The organism is uncultured Comamonas sp. (assembly GCF_964277875.1).
GTDB classification, from domain to species: Bacteria; Pseudomonadota; Gammaproteobacteria; order Burkholderiales; family Burkholderiaceae_C; genus Comamonas; species Comamonas sediminis.
In genome coordinates, this window is the sequence record NZ_CAXYJV010000050.1 from 238,447 (window position 1) to 261,210 (window position 22,764).

Below are 22,764 nucleotides of genomic sequence, written 5' to 3' on the forward strand. Positions count from 1 at the left end.
ACTCTTCTTTCTTTCGCACCATGGCATCCGCACCCGCGCCGTTCACCGTCCTGATTCCTTCGCGCATGGCGTCCTCGCGCCTGCCCAACAAGCCGCTGGTGGACATCGCCGGTCTGCCGATGGTGGTGCGCGTGGCCAAGCGCGCGCAGGAGAGCGCCGCCCAGCGCGTGGTGGTGGCTGCCGATGACGAGCGCATCATCGATGCCTGCAAAAAGCATGGCATCCAAGCGGTGATGACCTCGCCCAGCCACCCCAGCGGCAGCGACCGACTGGCCGAGGCCTGCAGCTTGCTGAAGCTCGCCGGCGACGACATCGTCGTCAACGTGCAAGGGGATGAGCCCTTGATCGCGCCAGCGCTGATCGATGCGGTCGCCGCCCTGCTCAGCGAGCGGCCCGAGGCCAGCATGGGCACCGTCGCCCATCCGATGGCCGATCTGGAATCGCTGCTCAGCCCGAATGTGGTCAAGGTGGTCCTCGATGCCCAGGGCCTAGCCAGCTATTTCAGCCGCGCGCCCATCCCCTGGGGCCGTGATTTTGTCAATATGGCCTGGTGGAAGAACCCCGGCACCACCGGCACACCCGGTTTTGCGCCGCTGCACCATATGGGCATCTACAGCTACCGCGCCCAGTTTTTGCATACCTTCCCCACGCTCAGCCAGGCACCTACCGAGCAGATCGAGATGCTGGAGCAGCTGCGCGCAATCTGGCATGGCTACCGCATCGCCGTGCATGTGACGCGGCAGATCCCCGGCTCCGGCGTGGACACCCCCGAGGACCTGGTGCGTGTGCGACAGCTGCTTGGCGCCGTGATGTAACCCGCGTGCCAGCCATGCGCCACCATCGCCCCTGCTGCAAGCACACCGTAAGCAAAAAGGCGCAGCATGCCTGTCTTGCGCAGCCGAGACACGGTATTGGTGCCCAGTTCGCTGACAATCCCCTGATGCGTGATATGCTCAAGCCCAGTTTTTTTGCGTAAAAGCGGGCTTCAGTGCCCGCTTTTGCCGTGCAAGTTTTTTATTCTCCAAGGACCGCCATGAAATTAATTCTTTTGGGAGCACCCGGCGCCGGCAAAGGTACGCAAGCTGCCTTCATCTGCCAAAAATACGGTATTCCCCAGATTTCCACCGGCGACATGCTGCGCGCAGCGGTCAAGGCGGGCACGCCACTGGGCCTGCAGGCCAAGGCCGTGATGGATGCCGGTCAGCTGGTCAGTGACGATCTGATCATCAACCTGGTCAAGGAACGTATCGCCCAGGCCGATTGCGCCAATGGCTTCCTGTTTGACGGTTTCCCCCGCACGATCCCGCAGGCCGACGCGATGAAGGCGGCCGGCGTCAAGCTCGACTACGTGCTGGAAATCGATGTGCCGTTTGAAGCCATCATCGAGCGCATGAGCGGCCGCCGCAGCCATCCCGCATCGGGCCGTACCTACCATGTCAAGTTCAACCCGCCCAAGACCGAAGGCCTGGACGATGTGACTGGCGAGCCCCTGGTGCAGCGCGAAGACGACAAGGAAGAAACCGTCAAGAAGCGCCTGGACGTCTACAGCAGCCAGACCCGCCCCTTGGTCGACTACTACAGCAGCTGGGCTGCACAAGACCCGGCCGCCGCCCCCAAGTACCGCGCGATCAGCGGCATGGGCTCGGTCGAAGAAATCACGCAGCGCGCGATTGCCGCCCTGCAGGCCTGATAAGCAACTCTGCCTCATCTACCAAGCCACTGTCGTGCGACAGTGGCTTTTTTATGCCCGTCTATTTATCGGTAAATAAACCGGTATCTGCCGTTGGCTCCCATGCCCGTACTTAGATTTTGGATCGGGCCTGCACCAGCGCCAGCTGCAGGCTGACCCGGCATTTGTAGGGCGTCAAGGCCACGGCCAGGTCTTTGTCCAGGTCGGCCATCCCGGGCAATACTGCATCGCTGATCACGCCATCGCTGCAGCGGCTGCTGCGCCACACCGGCAAGCCTTGCTGGCGTGCGCGCGCGATCCCATCCAGCAGCACCTCATGCACCGTGCCATTGCCGGTGGTTGCCACCACCAGGCCATCCACACCCTGGGCCTGTAGCGCCTTCAACAGCCCCGGGCGCAGGCCAGCATGGCTGGTGACGATCTCCACCCACGGCCAGGGCGTACTGGCCGGCGCGGGCAAGGCCGCCAGCCATGCGCTGCCGGTGTAGCCGCCCTCCGTATCTGCTGCCTGCGGTGCATAGCCCTGGCGCAGGCGCACGTTCGTGCCATCCACCCAGCCCAGCGGCCCCTGTTCGCCCGATGAAAAGGCCAGCAAGCGGTGCGGGTGCACCTTTTGCAGCCAGCGCGCGCTGTGCAGCTCGCCCCCGCCGGTCACCGCGACCACCTCGCGCAACAGCGGATGGCCGTCCGCATCCAGCGCCGCAGCGGCGGCCACGGCATCCTTCAGATTCTGCGGGCCATCGGGCATCAAGGCATTGGCCGGGCGCATCGCACAGGTCAGCACCACCGGCTTGGCCAGGCGCCCTAAAACGCAATGCAGGAACCAGGCAGTTTCCTCCAAGGTATCCGTTCCGTGGGTGATAACAACACCGCGTACCGCCTCGTCGCGCATCGCTGCATCGCAAGCCTGGAGCAGCGCATGCCAGACCTCGTCGCTCATGTCCTTGCTATCAATTTGCGCGATCTGCATTGCATCCAGCGGGCCCGCCGCGGCGGTCTCGATACCGCTCACCCCCGCCAGCAGGGCCGCGACCGACAGCTGCGCCGCACGGTACTGGCCGGGATTCTCGGCATCATCGGCCATGCCGGCAATGGTGCCGCCGGTGCCGATGATCAAAATTTTTGGCTGCAAAGCTTGCCTCCTGCAAAAAACTGGTTAAAAATACAGGTACTGGATTGATATACAGGTGTTGGAGTGCACGGCAGCTTGGCTGCCACCCGGCACCACAGATCACACGGAGATCTTATGCGAGACCATCCCAAACTCACCGCGCGCCAACAAGAAATTCTGGACCTGATCCAGACGGCCATCTCGCGCACCGGCGCCCCGCCAACGCGCGCCGAAATCGCCAGCAAGCTGGGCTTCAAATCGGCCAATTCGGCAGAAGACCACCTCAAGGCGCTGGCACGCAAGGGTGTGATCGAGCTGGTCAGCGGTACCTCCCGGGGGATTCGCCTGCAAAGTGATACCGTGCGCTCCATCAATGCGGCACGCGGCACGCGCTTTTCGTCGCCGCTGGCAGGCGTGTCCAACGCCACCGCCGGCCTGGGCCGTGTGGTGCAAGAGCTCGCCCAGCTGGCCCTGCCGCTGATTGGCCGCGTGTCAGCGGGCTCGCCCATCCTGGCGCAAGAGCATGTCGACCAGACCTATACCGTTGAAGGCGGCCTGTTCCAGCAGCAGCCCGATTACCTGCTGAAGGTACGCGGCATGTCGATGCGCGATGTCGGCATCATCGATGGCGATCTGCTGGCCGTCAAAGCCACCCGCGAGGCCCGCAATGGCCAGATCATCGTCGCACGTCTGGGCGATGACGTCACCGTCAAGCGCCTGCAGCGCACCAAGGATGGCATCGAGCTGCTGGCCGAGAACCCGGATTACCTGCCCATCGTCGTGCAGCCGGGCGAGCCCTTCGAGATCGAAGGCATTGCCGTCGGGTTGATTCGCAACACGATGCTGAACTAAGCCCAGCGGCCCTGTCGGCCCCTCCCTTTCTGCGCAACCCCAGGTAGCGGGCGTTGTGGGCACCCGGCCCACAACCCTGGGGAATGCGCTCGCCTTGCGCAATCCTGCTGTCATCCGTACACCAAGGAGTCTCCCATGCTCGTAGCAGATGCATTGCGTGCGCTTGCGCCCTTTTCCCTCGTCGCTGGCCTGCCCTGGTTCCAGTCCATCCAACGTGCCATCGTGCGCAGCAGCCGCCGCCGTCCAGCCCATGGCGCCGCCAACGATGGCCAGCTTGCCGCCCAGGTGCATTGCTTTGCCGCCGCCTCCAGCGCCGCTGCGCAGCGTGGTGCCGTGCAGCAACTGAGCCTGCTCGATGGCCCCAGCGTTCCGCCTGGCGTGGACGGCCCTGCCGAAGAGACACCCGCACAGCGCCCCATCGACCGCATTCGCCTGCCGCGCAAACCCGCAGCGCGCCGCCGCCTCTCAGTAGGTATACAGTCCCACACCCGCCCGTTCTTGTCGGTACAGCGCTGCAGCGCCCAGGCCGCCAACGATGCCCCCGTCAAGATGTACTGGGCGCAACCGGCCAGCCTGCACCGCCAAAAAGGCATGCGCTGGGCCATGTCGGGCAGCATGGCCGATATCTGTGCCGAGCTTGAACGCCTGGAGCGGCTGGAGCATCTGCACGCGGTCTAAGCCAGTGCCAATCCGGGCCGGTGCGTTGTAGCCAGCCTGCTGGCAGCTGCATGCCTGCTGTCACGAGGGGTGGACAGCAGCGGAATCGCTACGCTGGGTTGACGCAGACGCTGAACGTACCGGGCGTTACCGCCATGCCGGGCACGCGCCAAACCGGCACCTTCAGCGCTCTGCCTTCAGCCCGCTGCCCGCTGCTCATGGCCACTAAGCCGTGGCTGCCGCTGCACTGCCAGCGGCTTCTTCTTTTCCATCTTTCGCTCAGCGTGCGGCCGCAGCAGCCTCCAGCGCCAGCTGTTTGAAAGGCGCCAGCTGCTCGCGCAGGGCATCCCTCGCGCCATCCACTGCAGCAGCCACCGCATCGGGCCCCAACACCAGACCTTGCAGCAACACAAAATGCACATTGCGGATGCCGATGGAGGCCAGCGCATAACGCAGATAAGGCGTCAAAAAGTCCTCCTGACGCGCTTTTGGACCTGCATGGAAGCCGCCTGAACTGACCAACACCAAGGTGGGCCGGTCCTTCATCAAGCCGATCTTGCCTTCGGGCGTCGATGCAAAGCTGCGGTGTATACGGATCACCTGGTCCAGCCAGAGCTTGAGCGTGGCCGGCACCGCAAAGTTGTGCATCGGTGTCAGAATCATCAGCAGATCGCTGTCTTCCAGCTCTTTGATCAGCGTTTCCGACCAGGCCAGCGCGGGTGCGTCTGCGCTCGCATTCGAGGTGATCGCCAGCGCATAGTCGCGGCTGATCGGCGGTATCGGTGTTGCGACGAGATCGCGTTCCAACAGCGGCTGCTGCGCAAGGCCCAGCTCTGCCAGCATGTCGGTTGCCAGTTGGTAGGCGTGGCTGGCCTGGCCGTGTGGGCCACAGTTCAAGAGCAAGGTACGGGTCATCGTTTGTCCAATCGTTTGAGTAGTCAGGCCAAGGTGGGCAGCATCCGCACAGTTCTACGGCATCACATCGCCCGGGATTTGCACACCCAGGCGGCGAGCGTGGTTCGGCCCAGGCGTGCGGGCCCCTCAGGAACCAGGCAGCCATCGTCTAGCAGCGCACCCCGGTAAGGCACATCGGCATCGCCCAGCACCATGCGAGGATCGCCTTGCAAGCGCAGGTACTGCAGCACCCACTCGGCCATCGCCATCTTCTGCGGGCCGGCCACGTCCATGCAGCCCGCCAAGGGCTGCGCCAGCGCGGCGTCGGCCACCAGCATCGCCAAATCCTCTGCCGCCATTGGCTGCACCTGGGCCACCGGTATCGCCAGCAGCGTATCGGCTACGCTGTCGTGCGCCAGTTGCCCCAGGCTTTCATACAAGGGTGCTGCACGCAGCACGGTACAGGGGGTGTTGCCTGTCAGGGCCAGCAGTTCCCGCAACGCGATCGCCTGGTAGTAGCCGCTGCCTTGCAATCGCTGCACACCCAAGGCCGACAGCGCAATATGGTGCGCCACTGCGGCAGCAGCGATGGCGGCATTCAGCTGCCGGCATGCGCGCGCCCAGCCCTCCAGCGCATCGGCCGTATCCACCACAGGCGGCTCGCGCAGATCGATCAGCACCTCGGCACCATGCAACGCAGCCGGCAGTTGGGGGCCCGCATCGGCGAGCACCGGGTAACCCAGCTGCCGCAGATTGCCGACCACGCGCTTGCCCAGCGGGTTGCAGCCGTCCAGCACCAAGACTTTCATAAGCCGCCTTGCACAACACCGGGGGCTTGCCCGTTAAACGGGCATCTTGCGGAAGGCGATCGCAAAGCGGTTCCAGCTGTTGATCGAGGTGATCACAGCGGTCAGCTCCATCAGCTCGGCATCGCTGAAGTGGGGGCGCACGGCTTCCCAGGCGGCATCGGGCACATGGTCGTGCGCTACAAGGGTCAGTGCCTCGGTCCACGCCAGCGCAGCGCGCTCACGGTCGCTGAAGAACGGGGTCTCACGCCAGGCGGCGACAGTGGCCAGACGGCGGCTGGATTCACCGGCCTTCATCGCATCGGTCACATGCATGTCCAGGCAGAAGGCACAGCCATTGATCTGCGAGGCGCGCAGGCGCACCAGTTCCTTGAGCAGAATGTCCAGGCTGCCTTTGGCAATCTGGTTTTCCACGCCCAGCAGCGCTTTCATGATGGCGGGGTCAGCGGTGTAGAAGTCGAGTCGGGTTTGCATATCTATCTCCATCCAGGGTTGCGTCGGTGAATTCCGTTGCTGGCAGCCAGTATGCGATGGTCTTGGCCGAGCCAAAAGAGCCAAGAAATGCAAAAATGACTAGGCCAAGATAGGAATACCTGGATGCCCGACCCCACCCCCTCCGTGCAAGCCCTGCAACTGCAGGTCGACCGCAGCCTGCAGCTGCCCATGTACCTGCAGATCTGCCAGCGCTTCAAGACCGCCATTGCGCAAGGCCATCTGCGTGCGGGCGACCGGGTGCCGGCGTCGCGGGCGTTGGCGGCCGAGCTGAACCTGTCGCGCGGCACCGTCGATCTGGCCTACCGCATCCTGGCCGATGAAGGCTATTTCCAGGTACGCGGGGCGGCGGGCACGGTCATATCACCGGGCCTGCCCCCCGCCGCGTCCGCAATGGCGCCGCAAGCCGTTGCCCAGCCACCGGCCACCCACATCGTCGACTACGATGGCCTGCAGCCCCGGCCGCTGCAGCTGGGGCTGCCGGCGATCGATGCCTTTCCGCGCAAGGTCTGGAACCGGCTGGTCACCCACCGCCTGCGCAGCAGCGAGCCCTTCCGTCTGGCCTACCCCAACCCGCAAGGCGATGAGGAACTGCGCCAGCGCATTGCGGCCTACCTGGCGGTCTCGCGTGGCGTGACCTGCGTGCCCGAGCAGGTATTTGTCACCACCGGCCTGCGCAATACCTTGGAGCTGAGCCTGCGCAGCCTTGCGAGCCCCGGCGATGCGTTCTGGTTTGAGGACCCGGGCTATATCCTGGCCCGTCCGTTTTTACAGAATGCCTCGGTGCAGATCGTGCCGGTGCCGGTCGATGCCCAGGGCATGCAGGTGGAAGTTGGCCGGCAGCGGAGCCCTTACGCCCGGTTTGCGATGGTGACGCCATCGCACCAAAGCCCGCTGGGCGTGACCCTGTCGCTGGAACGGCGCATGGCGCTGCTGGACTGGGCGCGGGAGGCCGGCAGCTGGATCATCGAAGACGACTACGACAGCGAATTCCGCTACCAGGGCCGGCCCCTGCCCGCCCTTAAAAGCCTGGACCAGCAGGACCGCGTGATCTACGCCGGCACCTTCAGCAAAGTGATGTTTCCGGGCCTGCGCCTGGCCTACGCCGTAGTGCCGCTGGAGGTGGTGCCGCGCTTCCAGGCCGTCAGCTCCAACCTCAATGCCGGCAGTCCCTATCTGCTGCAGGCCAGCGTGGCCGATTTCATGGCCCAGGGACACTTTGCGCGCCACCTCAAGAAGATGCGGCTGCTGTACGCCGAGCGCCGCGAGGTGGCACAGCGCAGTTTTCAGCAGGTGCTGGGCGATCGCCTGCGCATTGACTTGCAGCCCGGCGGTCTGCATTTGCTCGGGCAGATTGGGGACAGCGACAACGACAGCCTGGTGGCCCAGCGCGCCCGCGCGCAAGGCCTGGCCACGCATCCGCTGTCGCGCTGGTATATCGATGCCGCGCCCCGCCAAGGCCTGCTGATGGGCTTTGCCAATATCACCAGCGAGGCGCAGGCCTTGCAGCTGGCCCGGCAGATCCAACAAGCCTTCGGCTAGCGGGCGAACGGCGCGTTAGCCCTTGAACTCCGGCGTACGCTTGTCGAGGAAGGCGCTCACGGCCTCACGGTGGTCGGCCGTCTGGTGCGCCAGCGCCTGGTAGGCAGCCGACAGTTCCAGCAAGGAAGCCAGGCTCTGGTGCATGCCTTCGCGCATCAGTTTCTTGGTCATGCGGGTGACCTGGGGCGGGTTGGCGGCAATCTCGCTGGCCAGTGCATTGGCGGCGTTCAGCAGTTCTTCGGGCGGCACCACCTGCGACACCAGACCCCACTGCAACGCGGTGGCAGCGTCGATCATGCGGCCGGTCAGCGACAGCTCGGCCGCGCGCGCCATGCCAATTACCCGGGGCAGCAGCCAGGCACCGCCATCGCCGGGGATGATGCCCATCTTGACAAAGCTCTCGGCAAACCTGGCCTTGTCCGAGGCCACACGCAGATCGCACATGCACGCCAGGTCCAGGCCTGCACCGACGGCCGCGCCATTGATGGCGGCGATGGTGGGTACTTCCAGGTTGAACAGCGCCAGCGGCAGGCGCTGAATGCCACGGCGGTAGTCATCGCGGATGCGCATGCCATCGACATCGCCAAAGGACTGCTGCTGCATGGTCTTGATGTCGCCGCCCGACGAGAACGCGGGGCCCTCGCCCGTCAGAATGACCGCGCGCACGCTGCTGTCGGCCGCAATCCGCTCGCAGGCGGCCAGGATCTCGGCCACCGCCGTGTTGCCGGTCAGCGGGTTGCGGCGCTCGGGCTGGCACATCGTCAGGGTGACGACATGGCCTTGCTGTTCGTAGTTCAAAAATGCAGTCATGGAAAAGGCTCCTGGTTCCGGTAGGTCTCGATGCAATCAGCGCTGTGCGCCTCACGGGCCAGCATACGGGTAAAGGCCACATGCGGCTGCATATCAGCTGAGTGCAATTTGGTATTGGACGCTGCCCAAAAACGGCCCTAGCCTGCATGGATGCTGGGGCAGGCAGCCCCCCACATGCCCATAACTAGATGCTGCCTAGGAGACAGTTGATGCCCATATCCCGACGCCAGTTCCACCACCGTCTTGTGCAATGGGGCGCGGCCGCCAGCCTGGCCAGCCCCTGGCTGGCGCGCGCGGCCGATGCCCCCTTGCGCTGGGTCGTGCCCTACCCCGCAGGCGGTGCTGCCGACCAGATCACCCGCATCGTGGCCCAGGATGTGGGCCAGAGCACGGGCCAGCCCATCGTCGTCGAGAACAAAGCCGGGGCAGCCGGCATGATTGCGGCCGAGACGGCATTGCGCGCCCCCGCCGATGGACTCACCTTCTTTGTTGGGTCCAATGCGCCGCTGGTCATCAACAGCGCCATCTACGCCAAGATGAGCTACGACCCGGTCAAGGATTTCGTGCCCGTCGCGGGGCTGGGCAAGGCGCCTTTGCTGCTGGTCACTCGCAAGGACCTGGGCGCCAGCGATCTGCGCACACTGATCGCGCTGGCCCAGCAGGCACAGCGCCAGGGCAAGACGCTCAGCATGGGTTCGGCCGGCAGCGGCAACATCACCCATCTGGCGGGCGAATACGCCAGCGAGCGCATGGGTTTCCAGGTCACCCATGTGCCGTTCTCCGGCAGTGCGCCGGCCATCACCAGCATGATGGGCGGCAATGTGGACATCATGTTCGACGCGCTGCCCTCCTGCATGCAGCAGGCGATTGGCGGGCGCATTGTGCCGCTGGCGATATTGGACAAGCAGCGCTTTGCAGCACTGCCCCAGGTGCCCACGCTGGCCGAGCTGGGCTTTGGCGATACCGAGGCCAGCGCCTGGTTTGGCGTGGTTGCCCGCAGCGGCACGCCGGCCGATGCGGTGGCGCGCATGGCCCGCGCCATCCACCAGTCCCTCGCCAAGCCTGAGGTGCAGGAGCGCCTGCGTCGCATAGGTGCGCAGCCGATGGCGGGCAGCACCGCAGAATGGGGGCAGTTCGTGGCCTCGGAGCGCGAACGCTGGATACCGGTGGCCCAGAAACTGGGCATTCGTGCCGAATAGCCCCCGCTCCCGCCGCTGGCCCGCCTTACCGCTTTATTTTGAAAACCGACTGATATGACCGCCCTGACCCTGAGCATGCATGGCACCACCGCCGTGCTGACGATGAACCGCCCCCAGGCCCGCAACGCGCTCGACGAGCAGATGCGCGAAGATTTCACCCGCCTCATCCCCCAGGTGCGCGATGACCGCGCCATCAAGGCGGTGGTGCTGACGGGTGCCGGTGGCCATTTCTGCGCCGGTGGCGACATCAAGAGCATGCAGGCCACTGTCGCCGGCAAGCAGGATGTGTTTGACAGCCGCAACCGCATGCTGGGCCTGCACCGCTGGTTTGATGAGTTGCTGGACATGGAAAAGCCCGTCATCACCGCCGTGCAAGGCAGCGCCTTTGGCGCCGGCCTGTCGCTGGCGCTGGCGGGTGATTTTGTGCTGGCGGCGCCCTCTGCCAAGTTCTGCTGCGTGTTTGCCAAGATCGGCTTTGTGCCTGACCTGGCCGGCATGTACTTGCTGCCGCGCCTGGTGGGTCTGCAGGCAGCCAAGGAGCTGGCCTTTACCGCCCGCGTCGTGGCCGCCCCGGAGGCCCAGCAGATGGGCATGGTCTACAAGATCGGCAGCGAAGACGTGCTGGCTGACGCACTGGCCTTTGCCGAGCGCTTTGCCAGCGCACCGACCGAGGCCATGGGCTACACCAAACGCGTGATGAACCGCGCGTTTGAGACCCAGCGCGACGAGATCTACCAGCAAGAAGCACTGGCCCAGACGCTGTGCCGCGAAAGCGCCTTCCACCAGGAGGCCATTGCCCGCTTTGTCGGCAAGCAGCCGCCGCTGTTCCAGTGGCAGGATTGAGCGCAGCCTGAGGCCGCACCAGCAAGCCGCCCCAACGTGGCTGGCTGGTAAGCCGCCTCAGTACTTCACATTGACAATCGTCGCCTGCAGCAGCGCCACCACCTTGGGCGCTACTGCAGCATCTGCGCCATAGGCCAGCACCTCGCCGCTGCACACCGTCAGCAGCTTGCCGGCATTCACCACCTTGCCGATGGCGACAAAGCGCTCGCCAATCGCCGGGCGCATCAGGTTGATCTTGAACTCGGCCGTGACCACCTCATAGCCCTCGGCAGCCACCGTCAGTGCTGCATAGCCCGCTGCGCTGTCCACTACACTGCTGACGGCGCCGGCATGCAAAAAACCATGCTGCTGCGACAGCGCCTTTTGGTAGGGCAGCGCAATCTGCACCTCCCCCGGCTGCACGGACACCAGGCTCGCGCCCAGGGTCTGCATCAGCCCTTGGGCATGGAAGCTGGTGGAAATGCGTTCAAACAGGTCGTTCATGTCGTATGCCTTGTGGCCAAGCCTCTGTAGCGTTCAGCCAATCTAGCATGCAGCTCAGCCGATGGGGCGGCCCCGCGTCCTGCACATGACAGCTGCCTTTGCCACTATGCTTGCGGCCATGGACAGCGCCCAACTCCTGATCGTTTACCACAGCCACACCGACGGCAGCCGCCAGATGGCCGAAGCCGCCCGCGCCGCCGCTGCCAGCCAGGCAGGAGTGGAAGTGCGCCTGCTCTGCGCACCCGATGCCGGGCCTGATGATGTGTTGGCCGCCAGCGGCTACCTGTTTGCCTGCCCCGAGAACCTGGCCGCGATGAGCGGGCTGATGAAGGACTTTTTTGACCGCTGCTACTACCCGGCGCTCGACCGCATCCAGGGCCGCCCCTATGCATGCTTGATTTGCGCTGGTAGCGATGGCAGCAATGCGGCACGCCAAATCGCACGCATCGCCACGGGCTGGCGGCTCAAGCCCATCGCGGAGCCGCTGGTGGTGTGCACCCATGCCCAAACGCCCGAGGCCATTGCAGCGGCCAAGCAGATTGGCGCAGACGATCTGCAGAGCTGCCGCGAGCTGGGCGAAGCCATGGCCGCAGGTCTAAGCATGGGTATTTTTTAAAGCAGGCCTGCACCCCCAGCCAGGGCGGCTTGGCGCATACCATAGCGCATCCCCACACCATAAAACGGCTCCCCCCGATGCTCTACGTCATTCTCAAAACCGTGCACCTGCTGTCCATCATCGTCTGGCTGGGCGGCATGGCCTTTGCGCACTTCTTTCTGCGCCCTGCCCTGCAACAGCTGGAGCCGCCCCAGCGCCTGGTGCTGATGCGCGATGTGCTCCAACGCTTTTTTGCGGTGGTGCTGGTTATCATCGCGGCCGTGCTGCTGTCGGGCATCGCGATGATGGGCCTGGTCCACCAGATGGCCGCGCGGGCCGGTGCCAAGTTCAGCATGCCCGTCTCCTGGATGGTGATGGCTGTGCTGGGCCTGGCGATGATGGCCGTGTTTGGCCATATCCGGTTTGCGCTGTTCAAGCGGCTGGACCAGGCCGTCAGCGCCAAGGACTGGCCGGCAGGCGGCAAGGCGCTGGGCCAGATCCGCCAGCTCGTCGCGCTGAACCTGGCGCTGGGCACGGTGATTGTGCTTTTTCTGCGCGTCCCGCTGTAAGAGCTCAGAGCCGCAGCGCCGCCACCGGATTCTGCCCGGCAGCGGCGCAGGCCTGCATCAGAACTTGAAGTCGCCCCGCAGCCACAAGGTACGCCCCGGCTCGTTGATGCGCACCCCGCCGGGGAAGCCAAAGCCCGCATTGCCGGCCAGGTTCAGGTGCTCGGCATAGGTCTTGCCAAAGACATTGTCGATACCGGCAGTCAGGCGCAGCTGCTCGCTGATCTTGTAGCCGGCATGGAGCGATAGCACCCCGAAACCGCCACTGGGCCCCAGATCCTGGCCGACGACATTGCCCTGGCCGCTGGCATAGCGGTGCTGTGCGGCAACCAGGCGCCACAGTGCGCCAGCGCTCCAGGGGCCTTGTCGGTAGTCCAGGCCCAGCTTGGCCTCCAGCGGCGGCACCTGCGGCAGCGGTTTGCCATCGCTGCGGTTGCGGGCCCAGCTGTAGGCCATCGTGGCTTGGGCGGTCAAGCCGGGGGTCAGCTGGTAGCTGCCACCCAGCTCGGCACCAGCGGTGCGCGCCCGCACATTGCGCACGTTGGAGGCCATGCCCACGTAGTCAAACAGCAGATAGTCCTGCACCTGGCCGACATAGGCGGAGGTCCAGAGCTGCCAGTCCGCGCCCTTCCAGCTTGCGCCCACATCGATCTGCGTGGTTTTCTCCGGCCGCAGCTGGTTGAAGGCATCGCCCTGGTCTGCGGCGCTGTTGCTGGGCGATATCAGCTCCCAGTAATCCGGAAAGCGCTGCACATGGCCAATACCGGCATACAGCGTGCTGCCATCGGCGCGGGCGCGCTCCCAACGCAGAAAACCACTGGGCATGGCGCTGCGTTCGCGGTGGTTGCTGGCCGTGGCGGGCATACGGCCATCCATGCCGGCCATGGCCTGCATGCCACCCATACCGCCCATACCATCCATGCCGCCCATGCCACTGTTGCTGGGGTAGCGCCAGGCCTGTGCCCGGTCCAGCCGCAGGCCGGCCACCAGTTTGTCCTCGCTGCCCAGGTGCTGCGTGGCCTGCGCAAACAGGCCCTGGTTGCTGAACTTGGCATCCCGCCCCCAAGGCTTGTTGCGGTAGGACTGCATCTCCGTGCCCGACCGGCTGTCATGCGGGCTGCCCATCGCATCGACGCCCAGCACCGCTTCGGTGTGCGGCCCCAGCTGCCAGGTGGTCGCCACCCGCATACCGGTGGTGGTGCGCCGCACATTGGCCGCCATCGGCATCGACATGCCTCCCTCCGGCACAAAGGGCCGCAGGCTGAAGTTGTCCATCACATGGTCGGCGCGGTGGTAGTACAGCTGCGCTTCCAGCTTGGTCAATCGCTCGCTCAGGTTCTTTTTCTCCAGCCGCAGGCCATAGCTTTCGCGCTTGAACTGGGTGCCATCCATGCCCCGGCCGCCATAGCGCGCCTCGCCATCGCCCTGGCCCGCACTCAGCTCCAGCCAGGTGTTGGCATCGGGCGTCCAGCCTATCGCCACATCGGTGTTCCATTTGTCCCAGTGCGAAGGCACGCGCTGGCCATCGCCGTCGCGGTAGTCCTTGCTTTGCGAATGGTTGGCAGTGACGCGCAGGTAGTACTCGGCATTGCCGGCCAGCAGGTCGATGTTCTGGTCGCTGCGCGCGGCCGTGCCGCCTTGCAGGCTGGCAGACAGCCGCACCTGTCCGCTGTCCAAGGCCGGCCTTTCGCGGTCAAAGCGCACCACTCCGGCCGATGCACCCGGCCCCCAGATCACCGTCTGCGGGCCCTTGACGACCGTCAGCACATCGTAGGTCTCGGGCGATATATAGGAGCTGGGCGAATCCATGCGCGCCGGGCATGCACCGAGCAAGGTCTGCCCATTGGTCAGGATCGGCAGACGCGAGCCAAACTGGCCCCGGAACACCGGGTCGCTGTTGGAGCCCCCACTGCGGATCGCCGAAAAGCCGGGAATGCTTTTGAGGTAGTCGGCCGCATCACTGGCCGGCACCGGTTGGCGCGGCTGCTTGGGATCGGCCACTACCTGCAGCGGGGAGTGCTCGTGCACCGCTGTCACCACGGTCTCCTGCAGGCTGATTTCAGGCGCGCTGGCCGCAGCAAGCACCGGGGCATCGGCCGCCTCTGGCGTCTGCGCCCAGGCAGCACTGCTGGCCAGCATCAGTACGGATAGCGCCATCTGCGGTCGCTGCAAACGGGCGCGCGGCGGGGCAGGCAGGCGCAGATTGGGCGCTGCCTCTAAAAAGTAGGAAGTCATCAATGTCTCTCGCAGCAAGCGCTGCAGGGCGCAGCGGCTTGCATATAGGTGGTGGAGGCGCTCGCAGCCATACCCAGCCGGCTGCAGCCAAGGCAGTCCAAGCAGGCATCAAAAGCATGGCGAAAAGGCCCATGGGCCGCAGAGGCTGCAGGACGGCCCTCCGCACGCAAAGCGCAGAGCTGGCAGCAGCATCACTGCGGCATCAACACTTAGACGAGGACGGCTGGTGGTCCGCGCGCAGGCAGCGGCGCGCCCGGCGCGTGGAGGCTGTGCGCTGTCTGGGCCTGCCACTGGTGGTGGAAGGTAGGGGCCGCTGGCCGGTGCACATCGGCGGCAAAGGCCTGCGGCACCGCCATGGCGATACAGAGCACACAATCGGCGCCGTGGGCACTGTGCGCGCTGTGGTCGGCATGGTTTACGCCGCTATCGGGCAGGAGATCATCGGAGGTCTGGTGATCGGCATGGGCCAGCGCCAGATCCAGCGCCGGCGCATTGACGCTGCAGACATCGGCCGCCAGCGCCGCGGCCATCGGCTGCGCCAGCACACGCACCTGCACACCTGCCACCGATGCCACCAGCAGCAGCAACGCAAAAACCGCCGTGATCACGGCGGAAAAGCGAGGGCGGCTGCGCAGGCGTTGGAGCATGGTCAGGCAGCAGTGTAAACCTGAACTTTCAGAATTTATTAAATTATCAATTCAATCAAGAAAGGGCCAGGTTTGGCAAAGCTGGCCTGCATCAGCCTGGCGCACTCTTCCATGCTGGTGGCCCGCGCCGCTTCCACGCCCATGCCTTCGGCCAGTTTCACCCAGCCGATCGATGGGTTGCCCAGGTCCAGCATCTGCATCGCGGTGGCGCCCGGCGTGGCGCCCACGCCCTTGTATTCGCCAATCAGGATGTTGTAACGGCTGTTGTTCAGCACGATGGTGGTGACAGGCAGCTGCTCGCGCGCCTGCGTCCACAGCGATTGCAGCGAATACATCGCCGAGCCATCGGCCTGCAGATTGATCACTCGGCGCTGTTTGCCCGCACCGATGGCCGCGCCCGTCGCGACCGGCATGCCATCCCCAATCGCGCCGCCCGCCAGGTGCAGCCAGTCATGCGCTGGCGCGGCATGGGTGTGCGGGTAAAAACCCCGGCCGTACGAGATGCTCTCGTCCGAGACGATAGCGCCCTCGGGCATCAGTGCCGCCACGGTGCGGGCCAGCCCCTCGGGCGTGGGCGCTCCGGTGGCCGCTTCGGGCCGGGGGCCCGCATCGGGTATGGCGGCCTGCGGCGCCTGCAGTGCATCGGCCAGGGCCTGCAATGCCGTCAGCGGCTCCTGCTCTGGGCGCGTCAACACATGCAGCTGCGCGCTGTCCGGGTACTGGGTGGACGGCAGGCCGGGGTAGGCAAAAAAGCCCACGGGCGGCTTGGCGCCCACCAAGATGATGTGCTCAAACCGGGCCAGGGTCTTGATCGCAGCCTCCATGCCATAGGGCACGCGCTCCAGCGCCATGCGGCCCCGGCCACGCTGCAGGTGCGATGCGCCGTACTCAGCCAGCACCGCAGCGCCGCTGGCCTGCGCCAGCCGCCACACCAGCGCCTGGGCCGGCGCAAACACCGCCGCACCCGACAGCAAAATCAAGGCCTTGCCGCCGGCCTGGCGCAGCACCTTGGCCACGTTATCAATCGCATGGCCATCCACCGCTGGCGGCGCAGGCACAGGCAGAGGCTGGGCCACCACACCGCCCTCGTCCCATGAGACATTGGCCGGCAGGACCAGGCTGGCGATCTGGCCAGGGAAGGTCGACGCGGCACGCACCGCCATCGCCGCATCCTGGCCCAGGTCCGCACTGTGGGTGCTGGTATGCACCCAGCCCGATACCGTGCGGGCCAGGCCATCGGTATCAGCCGTCAGCGGCGCATCAAAAGGCCGGTGGTAGGTGGCCTGGTCGCCGACGATATTGACGATGCCACTGCGCGCGCGCCGGGCGTTGTGCAGGTTGGCCAGGCCATTGGCCAGGCCCGGGCCGCAGTGCAGCAACGTGCAGGCGGGCTTGCGCGCGATGCGGTAATAGCCATCGGCCATGCCGGTGACCACGTTTTCCTGCAGTCCCAGCACGCAGCGCATGCCGGGTATCTGGTCCAAAGCTGCTACAAAGTGCATCTCGCTGGTGCCAGGATTTGCAAAGCAGGTGTCCACACCTGCAGCCAGCAAGGTCTTGACCAGACTGTGTGCGCCATTCATCTCGATGTCCTTCGGGGTTGCCTATCACTGCGCGACACCTTAGCCGCAATGGTGCGAAAACCGGGTCACCAAGATGAAAGCGCGCAGCGCGGGCAACGCGGCAGCGCGCGGCAATGGCGCGCTGGCACAGGCACCGCACAGGGTTTTGCATTCAGGTTTTATGTAGGCCAATTCTCAAACGCTGTTACGGCATTGGATGGCGGCGTAGGCCCTGGCTGCGCTGCACAGTGGTGCCTTCACAGGAATGGGCCGCGCAGTCCGGACTGCGCTGGCCGATTCCGGGCTGCATGATGGGGTTCCGAAACTCCATCAGCCCCTCATCCGCTATGCCGCATCTGAATACCAAGTGTTACCACTAGCGCGCCCGCAGCGCCTAGGATGGCCCGATGCACAACCACACCAAGGAAACCCGCATGCACCGTATGTCCCGCCACGCCCTGCTGTCCACCGCCCTGGCCTGCGCCGCTTTTGCGGCCCAGGCCCAAAGCACGCCCGAGGCGTCCAGCGCACCTGCGCCTTCTGCCGCACCCAGCAGCGAGGCTGCACCGCAGGCCCCTGCGCCCAACCCGGCAGCAGAGAAGGCCCTGGCCCAGCGTTTCCAGGCGCTGTTGGCGGCCTTTGAAGGCAAGGCCGCGCTGCCCGATGCCAAAACCTTTACCGACGACTTCAACAAGCAGGTCAATGGCGATCAAATGAAGCAGGTGTTCAATGACGTGCACCAGAGCGTGGGCAGCTGCAAGGTGGCCGCGCAGATGACCAGCCCCACCCCCTACATCACCAGTTACCTGCTGCAATGCGACAAGGCGTATGTGCCGATGGACATCGGCATCGAGGAAAAGGCCCCCTACCGGGTGCACAGCCTGCTGATCCGCCCCGGTTACTGGAAGAAGTGAGCGCAGACGTTTCGACAAAATAGACGATCAGAACGACCATCACAACAGTTACTTATCAGTGTTTCCCTGGATAGGGCGTAAAAATTGACGCTTCAACGTCGATTTTTACGCTTAATGGGCAATTAGGCTGGTGATAATGCGCACAAGCTCGCCGCTTCGGCCAAAAGCACGGCGCAGGGCTGTCGCCGGGTCGCCACACGCTGATGGAGACTCCGACGAAGGGCTGCAAAAGCACTAGCATGCTAGCCACCTCATCAACATTAGGATCCGAGGATTCACTATGCGTAAAACCTTGATCGCACTGGCAGTGGCCGCTATCGCAGCCCCCGCATTTGCTGCAGACCTGAAAGTAGCTGTCGACCCGACCTACGAACCGTTCACCTTCAAGACGCCCCAAGGCGACGTCACCGGCTTCGACGTCGACATCGCCAAGGCGGTGTGCGAGCAGATCAAGCGCAAATGCGTGTTTGTCGAACAGGTCTGGGACAGCATGATTCCCGGCCTGCAAGCCAAGAAATATGACGTGATCGTCAGCTCCATGTCGATGACCGACGAGCGCCGCCGCGTCGTGGATTTCAGCGACCGCTACTACAAGACCCCCAGCGCGGTGGTGCTGAAGAAAAGCGCCGAATACAAGGGCCCGGCATCGGCCAAGGGTCTGAAGATCGGCGTGCTCAAGGGCTCCACCCAGGAAAAGTGGGCCAACGGCGAGCTCAAGCCTGCAGGTGCGACCATCGTGCCTTATGAAGCACAGGACCAGGTTTACCTGGACATCAAGTCCGGCCGCTTGGATGGCACCGTGGCCGACAAGGTCGAGGTCAATGGCGGCTTCCTGCGCAAGCCCGAAGGCGCCGACTACGGCTACAAGGGCCCGGACCAGTACGAGACCAAGTACTACGGCGACGGCATCGGCATCGCGATGCGCAAGAACCAGGGCGATCTGAAAAAGCAGATCAACGAGGCGATCAAGACCATCCGCAGCAATGGCACCTATGCCACGATTGCGAAGAAGTACTTCGATTTCGACCCCTACGGCAACTGATCCGTGCAGAGCCTTGCTGCACTCCCGGTGCGGTCAGGCTTTGGATCAGGGCTAATACCAAGCGGCGCGGTGCTCCAGAGTCTTCATACTGGAACGCGCCGCAATTCCATGGTGCCCTGCCCCTTTTGCAAGCGCCGTCAGAGGCAACCACCAGGCCATTCACCAGCGCTATTGCACACCGCAATACCGCCGCCTAAGGCCAGAAACTATGAGTGATTACTTTCAATCGATCCTGATGGGCTCGCTGCTCACCGTGGCGGTCTCGCTGGCGTCGGCTGCCATCGCCACCGTGCTGGGGCTGCTGGGCGCAAGTGCCAAGCTCTCAGGCCGCCGCCCGCTGGTGGTGCTGGCCACGTTCTACACCTCCATCGTGCGCGGCATCCCCGAGCTGGTGATGATGCTGCTGATCTTCTACGGCGGCGCCATCGGCCTCAATACCTTGCTCGAGAAGATGGGCAGCGAAAGCTCCGTCGACCTCAACCCCTTTGTCGCCGGCGCGTTCACGATCGGCTTCATATACGGCGCCTACATGACTGAAACCTTCCGGGGCGCGATCCTGGCCATCCCCAAAGGCCAGATGGAGGCGGCCTGGGCCTTCGGCATGAGCCCGGTCAAGACCTTCTTCCGCATCACCTTGCCGCAGATGGTGCGCTACGCACTGCCCGGCTTTACCAACAACTGGCTGGTGCTGATCAAGGCCACCGCGCTGGTCAGCCTGATCGGCCTGCAAGACATGACCTACTTGGCCAAGCAGGCCAGCGCCGCTGCGCGCGAGCCCTTCATCTTCTTCCTGTTCACTGCTGCGCTGTACCTGATCTACACCTCGGTATCGCTGTGGGCGCTGGGCCGCCTCAATGCGCGCTACAGCCTGGGAACCGAAAAGGTGCAGCTATGAACTGGGAAGTCATTTTTCAGCCGGACACCCTTGCGCTGTACGGCGAGGGCCTGGTCACCACCCTCAAGCTGCTGCTCTCCAGCCTGGCGATTGGCGCGGTGCTGGCGTTATTGGGCGCGCTCGCCCTGGTCAGCCGTTCCTGGCTGCTGCGCAAGACCGTGGGCGCCTTTACCTACTTCATGCGCGGCACGCCGCTGCTGATCCAGGTCTACCTGATCTACTACGGCTTCTCGCAGCTCGAATGGGTGCAGGCACGCTGGGATGCGGTCTGGCCCTGGACCTATTTCAAGGAGCCGTTCTTCTGCGCCTTCCTGGCCTTCACCTTGAACACGGCCGCCTACACGGCCGAGATGCTGGCCGGCTCGATCCGCGAAACCTACAAGGGCGAAGTGGAAGCGGCCCGGGCGATGGGCATGGGCCGCTGGCAGCTGATGCGCCGCATCGTGCTGCCCAGTGCCATCCGCCGCACGCTGCCCGCCTACAGCAACGAGGTGGTGATGATGCTGCACTCGACCAGCCTGGCCTCGACCGTGCCGTCGCTGGTGGACCTGACCGGCGCCGCCAGCCGGGTGTACTCGGACTACTATCTGCCGTTTGAAGCCTATATCGCCGCAGCAGTGATCTACCTGTGCATCACCTTCATCCTGATTGGCATCTTCCGCGTGGCGGAGCGCCGCTTCCTGGGCTACCTGGCTCCGCGCAAGGCCTAAGACATTCGAGCATCGAGATATGAACGCATCCAACTACAAACTGCAGGCGCTGGACATCCACAAGAGCTATGGCAGCAACCAGGTGCTCAAGGGCGTCTCGCTCAATGCCTGTGCTGGCGACGTGATCAGCATCATCGGCAGCTCCGGCTCGGGCAAGAGCACCTTTTTGCGCTGCATCAACCTGCTGGAGCAACCGCAGCAGGGCCAGATCATCGTCGCCGGCGAAGCACTGCAGCTGCGCACCGGCCGCAATGGCGCGCTGGACGCCGTCGACCCCAAGCAGCTCCAGCGCCTGCGCAGCAAGCTGGCCATGGTGTTCCAGCACTTCAACCTCTGGGCACACATGACCGTGCTGCAGAACATCATTGAAGTGCCGGTGCATGTGCTGGGCATCAGCAAGGACGAGGCCGTGGCCCGTGCCCGCAAGTACCTCCAGCTCGTGGGCCTGGAGAACAAGGAAGACAGCTACCCCAACCACATGAGCGGCGGCCAGCAGCAGCGCGTGGCCATTGCCCGCGCGCTGGCGGTGGAGCCCGAAGTGATGCTGTTTGACGAGCCCACCTCTGCCCTCGACCCCGAGCTGGTCGGCGAAGTGCTGCGGGTCATGCAGGTGCTGGCCCAGGAAGGCCGCACCATGCTGGTCGTCACCCATGAAATGGGCTTTGCCCGCGAGGTCTCCAACCATGTGATCTTCCTGCACCAGGGCCTGATCGAAGAGCAAGGCCCGCCGCGCGAGGTGCTGGCCAACCCCAAGAGTGAGCGCCTGGCACGCTTCCTCTCGGGCAGCCTGAAGTAAACCGCGCAGGCCAAGTTCTGCCCGCGACAGGACCTGCGCCATCCGAGCGCCGGGCAGGCGCAAAATAGCGCCCGGTGCTGCCGAGAACCTTGAGGAGGTTTTCAGCAGCACCCCTCAATCCCGGCCCTTCAGCGCAGATCCGATACCCCATCACCCAACATGGGCACGCCCAGCTCCCCGCCTCCCGCATCCGATCCGGTCGCAGACAGCGGCGCAGAGTTTTCGCTGCGCCGCATCGCGGTGGCCGCCTTTGGCCCCTCGTTGCTGTTTGGCATTGGCGAAGGAGCGGTGCTGCCGGTCATTGTGCTGATGGCGCGCGATCTGGGCGCCTCGGTTCCCCTCGCAGCGCTGGTGGTGGGGCTGGTCAGCATTGGCTCCTTGCTCAGCAATATCCCGGCCTCGCTGATCACAGCCCGCTGGGGCGAGCGCTGGGCGATTGTGACCGCAGGCCTGTGGAGCGCGCTGGGCATGGCCCTGTGCCTGGCCACCCAGCAGCTCTGGCTGTTTGCGCTGGGCTGCCTGATGGTGGGCATGTCGCAGGCGGTCTACAACCTGGCGCGGCAAAGCTATCTGACCGAGGCGGTGCCGGTGTCGTTCCGCGCCCGTGCGCTGTCCACCCTGGGCGGCGTAATGCGCATCGGCATGTTCATCGGGCCTTTCATCGGCGCCTGGGCCATGCATGCCTGGGGGCTGCATGCCGCCTTTGCGGTGGGTATTGTGGGTGTGCTCTGCGCCGCAGCCATTGGTCTGCGTGTACCCGATCTGGCGGCCCCCAGCGCGCTGCCAGGCCAGCCGCTGCCCACCGAGGCGCCGTCCATCGCCGGCATTCTGCGCGATCACCACAAGCTCTTTCTCACCTTGGGCATGGGTGTGCTGCTGGTCAGCGCCGTGCGCGCCTCACGCCAGGTGGTCATTCCGCTGTGGGCCGACCATCTGGCGCTGGCGCCTGCAGCCGCATCGCTGGTGTACGGGCTAGCTGGCGCCATCGACATGCTGGTCTTCTACCCCGCCGGCAGGCTGATGGACCTGAAAGGCCGGCGCTGGGTGGCCGTGCCATCGATGCTGGTGATGGGCACCGCCATGCTGCTGATGCCGCTGACCGGCACCGTGACGACCTTGCTGCTGGCCGCGATGGCGCTGGGCTTTGGCAACGGCATTGGCTCAGGCCTGATCATGACCTTGGGCGCCGATCACGCACCACGCCATGCCCGGGCGCATTTTCTGGGGCTATGGCGCCTGGCGGCCGATCTGGGCTCATCGCTTGGGCCGGCGCTGCTGTCGTTTCTGGCCGGCAGCCTGTCGCTGGCCAGCGGCATTGCCTGTATTGGCCTGCTGGCCTGGGGTGCGGCCGCTGCACTGGCGCGCTGGATACCGCCTGCCAAGCGCTGATCTGCGGCCACCAATGGGTGCAAAGGGGCGTTAG

Annotated in this window: 24 protein-coding genes; 15 read left to right on the top strand and 9 right to left on the bottom strand. The window is 64.8% G+C overall.

Annotation, left to right across the window (positions count from 1 at the left end):
* The first annotated feature begins 20 nt into the window (after nt 1–20).
* Together kdsB and adk are read left to right on the top strand one after the other, a co-directional pair.
* Nucleotides 21–815 carry a 3-deoxy-manno-octulosonate cytidylyltransferase gene (gene kdsB, locus ACHWUQ_RS22025; protein WP_394682443.1) on the top strand — a complete coding sequence of 265 codons (795 nt, stop codon included), beginning with the start codon at nt 21–23 and terminating at the stop codon, nt 813–815.
* A 218-nt stretch (nt 816–1,033) separates the two neighbouring features.
* Nucleotides 1,034–1,690 carry an adenylate kinase gene (gene adk / locus ACHWUQ_RS22030; RefSeq protein ID WP_312409266.1) on the top strand — a complete coding sequence of 219 codons (657 nt, stop codon included), beginning with the start codon at nt 1,034–1,036 and terminating at the stop codon, nt 1,688–1,690.
* A gap of 112 nt (nt 1,691–1,802) precedes the next feature.
* On the opposite strand, the gene ACHWUQ_RS22035 is transcribed toward adk, so the two are convergent.
* Nucleotides 1,803–2,822 (bottom strand): asparaginase, encoded by a 1,020-nt coding sequence (locus ACHWUQ_RS22035; RefSeq protein WP_312451243.1) that lies wholly within the window; start codon nt 2,820–2,822, stop codon nt 1,803–1,805.
* Between the two features lie 114 nt (nt 2,823–2,936).
* On the opposite strand from ACHWUQ_RS22035, the gene lexA reads away from it, so the two are divergent.
* On the top strand, nt 2,937–3,653 hold the full coding sequence (gene lexA, locus ACHWUQ_RS22040) for a transcriptional repressor LexA (RefSeq protein ID WP_312409268.1): 717 nt from the start codon (nt 2,937–2,939) through the stop codon (nt 3,651–3,653).
* A gap of 135 nt (nt 3,654–3,788) precedes the next feature.
* Nucleotides 3,789–4,331 carry a hypothetical protein gene (locus ACHWUQ_RS22045; protein ID WP_394682444.1) on the top strand — a complete coding sequence of 181 codons (543 nt, stop codon included), beginning with the start codon at nt 3,789–3,791 and terminating at the stop codon, nt 4,329–4,331.
* 258 nt (nt 4,332–4,589) lie between these two features.
* On the opposite strand, the gene ACHWUQ_RS22050 is transcribed toward ACHWUQ_RS22045, so the two are convergent.
* The 3 genes from ACHWUQ_RS22050 to ACHWUQ_RS22060 all read right to left on the bottom strand — a co-directional run bounded on the left by ACHWUQ_RS22050 (nt 4,590) and on the right by ACHWUQ_RS22060 (nt 6,484).
* On the bottom strand, nt 4,590–5,225 hold the full coding sequence (locus ACHWUQ_RS22050; RefSeq protein WP_394682445.1) for an FMN-dependent NADH-azoreductase: 636 nt from the start codon (nt 5,223–5,225) through the stop codon (nt 4,590–4,592).
* Between the two features lie 62 nt (nt 5,226–5,287).
* A complete protein-coding gene (locus ACHWUQ_RS22055) occupies nt 5,288–6,013 on the bottom strand; it encodes an NmrA family transcriptional regulator (protein WP_394682446.1) in 726 nt (241 codons plus the stop codon).
* 33 nt (nt 6,014–6,046) lie between these two features.
* Nucleotides 6,047–6,484, bottom strand: a complete 438-nt coding sequence (locus ACHWUQ_RS22060) for a carboxymuconolactone decarboxylase family protein (RefSeq protein WP_312409272.1) — start codon at nt 6,482–6,484, stop codon at nt 6,047–6,049.
* 123 nt (nt 6,485–6,607) lie between these two features.
* Between ACHWUQ_RS22060 and ACHWUQ_RS22065 the strand changes: the two genes are divergently transcribed.
* Nucleotides 6,608–8,044, top strand: a complete 1,437-nt coding sequence (locus ACHWUQ_RS22065) for a PLP-dependent aminotransferase family protein (RefSeq protein ID WP_394682447.1) — start codon at nt 6,608–6,610, stop codon at nt 8,042–8,044.
* Between the two features lie 15 nt (nt 8,045–8,059).
* Here ACHWUQ_RS22065 and ACHWUQ_RS22070 read toward each other — a convergent pair whose 3' ends face one another.
* The gene (locus ACHWUQ_RS22070; RefSeq protein ID WP_312451228.1) at nt 8,060–8,854 is read right to left on the bottom strand and encodes a crotonase/enoyl-CoA hydratase family protein; all 795 of its coding nucleotides are present in this window, start codon (nt 8,852–8,854) and stop codon (nt 8,060–8,062) included.
* Nucleotides 8,855–9,063: 209 nt separating this feature from the next.
* Between ACHWUQ_RS22070 and ACHWUQ_RS22075 the strand changes: the two genes are divergently transcribed.
* Nucleotides 9,064–10,053, top strand: a complete 990-nt coding sequence (locus tag ACHWUQ_RS22075; RefSeq protein WP_394682448.1) for a Bug family tripartite tricarboxylate transporter substrate binding protein — start codon at nt 9,064–9,066, stop codon at nt 10,051–10,053.
* A gap of 54 nt (nt 10,054–10,107) precedes the next feature.
* Complete coding sequence (locus tag ACHWUQ_RS22080; protein ID WP_312409276.1) at nt 10,108–10,896, top strand: enoyl-CoA hydratase/isomerase family protein; 789 nt, start codon at nt 10,108–10,110, stop codon at nt 10,894–10,896.
* A gap of 57 nt (nt 10,897–10,953) precedes the next feature.
* Here ACHWUQ_RS22080 and ACHWUQ_RS22085 read toward each other — a convergent pair whose 3' ends face one another.
* A complete protein-coding gene (locus tag ACHWUQ_RS22085; RefSeq protein WP_394682449.1) occupies nt 10,954–11,379 on the bottom strand; it encodes a PaaI family thioesterase in 426 nt (141 codons plus the stop codon).
* A 118-nt stretch (nt 11,380–11,497) separates the two neighbouring features.
* Here ACHWUQ_RS22085 and ACHWUQ_RS22090 point away from each other — a divergent pair, with 118 nt between their 5' ends.
* A complete protein-coding gene (locus ACHWUQ_RS22090) occupies nt 11,498–11,995 on the top strand; it encodes a flavodoxin family protein (protein ID WP_394682450.1) in 498 nt (165 codons plus the stop codon).
* A 77-nt stretch (nt 11,996–12,072) separates the two neighbouring features.
* Complete coding sequence (locus tag ACHWUQ_RS22095) at nt 12,073–12,543, top strand: CopD family protein (protein ID WP_394682451.1); 471 nt, start codon at nt 12,073–12,075, stop codon at nt 12,541–12,543.
* A gap of 57 nt (nt 12,544–12,600) precedes the next feature.
* Here ACHWUQ_RS22095 and ACHWUQ_RS22100 read toward each other — a convergent pair whose 3' ends face one another.
* The 3 genes from ACHWUQ_RS22100 to ACHWUQ_RS22110 all read right to left on the bottom strand — a co-directional run bounded on the left by ACHWUQ_RS22100 (nt 12,601) and on the right by ACHWUQ_RS22110 (nt 17,005).
* Nucleotides 12,601–14,775: a TonB-dependent copper receptor gene (locus ACHWUQ_RS22100; RefSeq protein WP_394682452.1), complete on the bottom strand. Its 2,175-nt coding sequence runs from the start codon at nt 14,773–14,775 to the stop codon at nt 12,601–12,603.
* A gap of 209 nt (nt 14,776–14,984) precedes the next feature.
* On the bottom strand, nt 14,985–15,422 hold the full coding sequence (locus tag ACHWUQ_RS22105; protein WP_394682453.1) for a hypothetical protein: 438 nt from the start codon (nt 15,420–15,422) through the stop codon (nt 14,985–14,987).
* A gap of 38 nt (nt 15,423–15,460) precedes the next feature.
* Nucleotides 15,461–17,005, bottom strand: a complete 1,545-nt coding sequence (locus ACHWUQ_RS22110) for an acetolactate synthase large subunit (RefSeq protein ID WP_394682454.1) — start codon at nt 17,003–17,005, stop codon at nt 15,461–15,463.
* Nucleotides 17,006–17,418: 413 nt separating this feature from the next.
* On the opposite strand from ACHWUQ_RS22110, the gene ACHWUQ_RS22115 reads away from it, so the two are divergent.
* The 6 genes from ACHWUQ_RS22115 to ACHWUQ_RS22140 all read left to right on the top strand — a co-directional run bounded on the left by ACHWUQ_RS22115 (nt 17,419) and on the right by ACHWUQ_RS22140 (nt 22,730).
* Entirely contained in the window at nt 17,419–17,898 is a 480-nt protein-coding gene (locus ACHWUQ_RS22115) for a hypothetical protein (protein WP_394682455.1), read from the top strand.
* Between the two features lie 280 nt (nt 17,899–18,178).
* Nucleotides 18,179–18,940 carry a transporter substrate-binding domain-containing protein gene (locus ACHWUQ_RS22120; RefSeq protein WP_312409284.1) on the top strand — a complete coding sequence of 254 codons (762 nt, stop codon included), beginning with the start codon at nt 18,179–18,181 and terminating at the stop codon, nt 18,938–18,940.
* Between the two features lie 208 nt (nt 18,941–19,148).
* Nucleotides 19,149–19,835 (top strand): ABC transporter permease, encoded by a 687-nt coding sequence (locus ACHWUQ_RS22125; protein ID WP_239812283.1) that lies wholly within the window; start codon nt 19,149–19,151, stop codon nt 19,833–19,835.
* The gene (locus tag ACHWUQ_RS22130; RefSeq protein ID WP_239812284.1) at nt 19,832–20,545 is read left to right on the top strand and encodes an ABC transporter permease; all 714 of its coding nucleotides are present in this window, start codon (nt 19,832–19,834) and stop codon (nt 20,543–20,545) included. The genes ACHWUQ_RS22125 and ACHWUQ_RS22130 overlap by 4 nt, the downstream gene beginning before the upstream one ends.
* A 19-nt stretch (nt 20,546–20,564) precedes the next feature.
* Entirely contained in the window at nt 20,565–21,341 is a 777-nt protein-coding gene (locus tag ACHWUQ_RS22135; protein WP_239812285.1) for an ABC transporter ATP-binding protein, read from the top strand.
* Between the two features lie 159 nt (nt 21,342–21,500).
* A complete protein-coding gene (locus tag ACHWUQ_RS22140) occupies nt 21,501–22,730 on the top strand; it encodes an MFS transporter (protein ID WP_394682456.1) in 1,230 nt (409 codons plus the stop codon).
* The last annotated feature ends 34 nt before the right edge of the window (nt 22,731–22,764 follow it).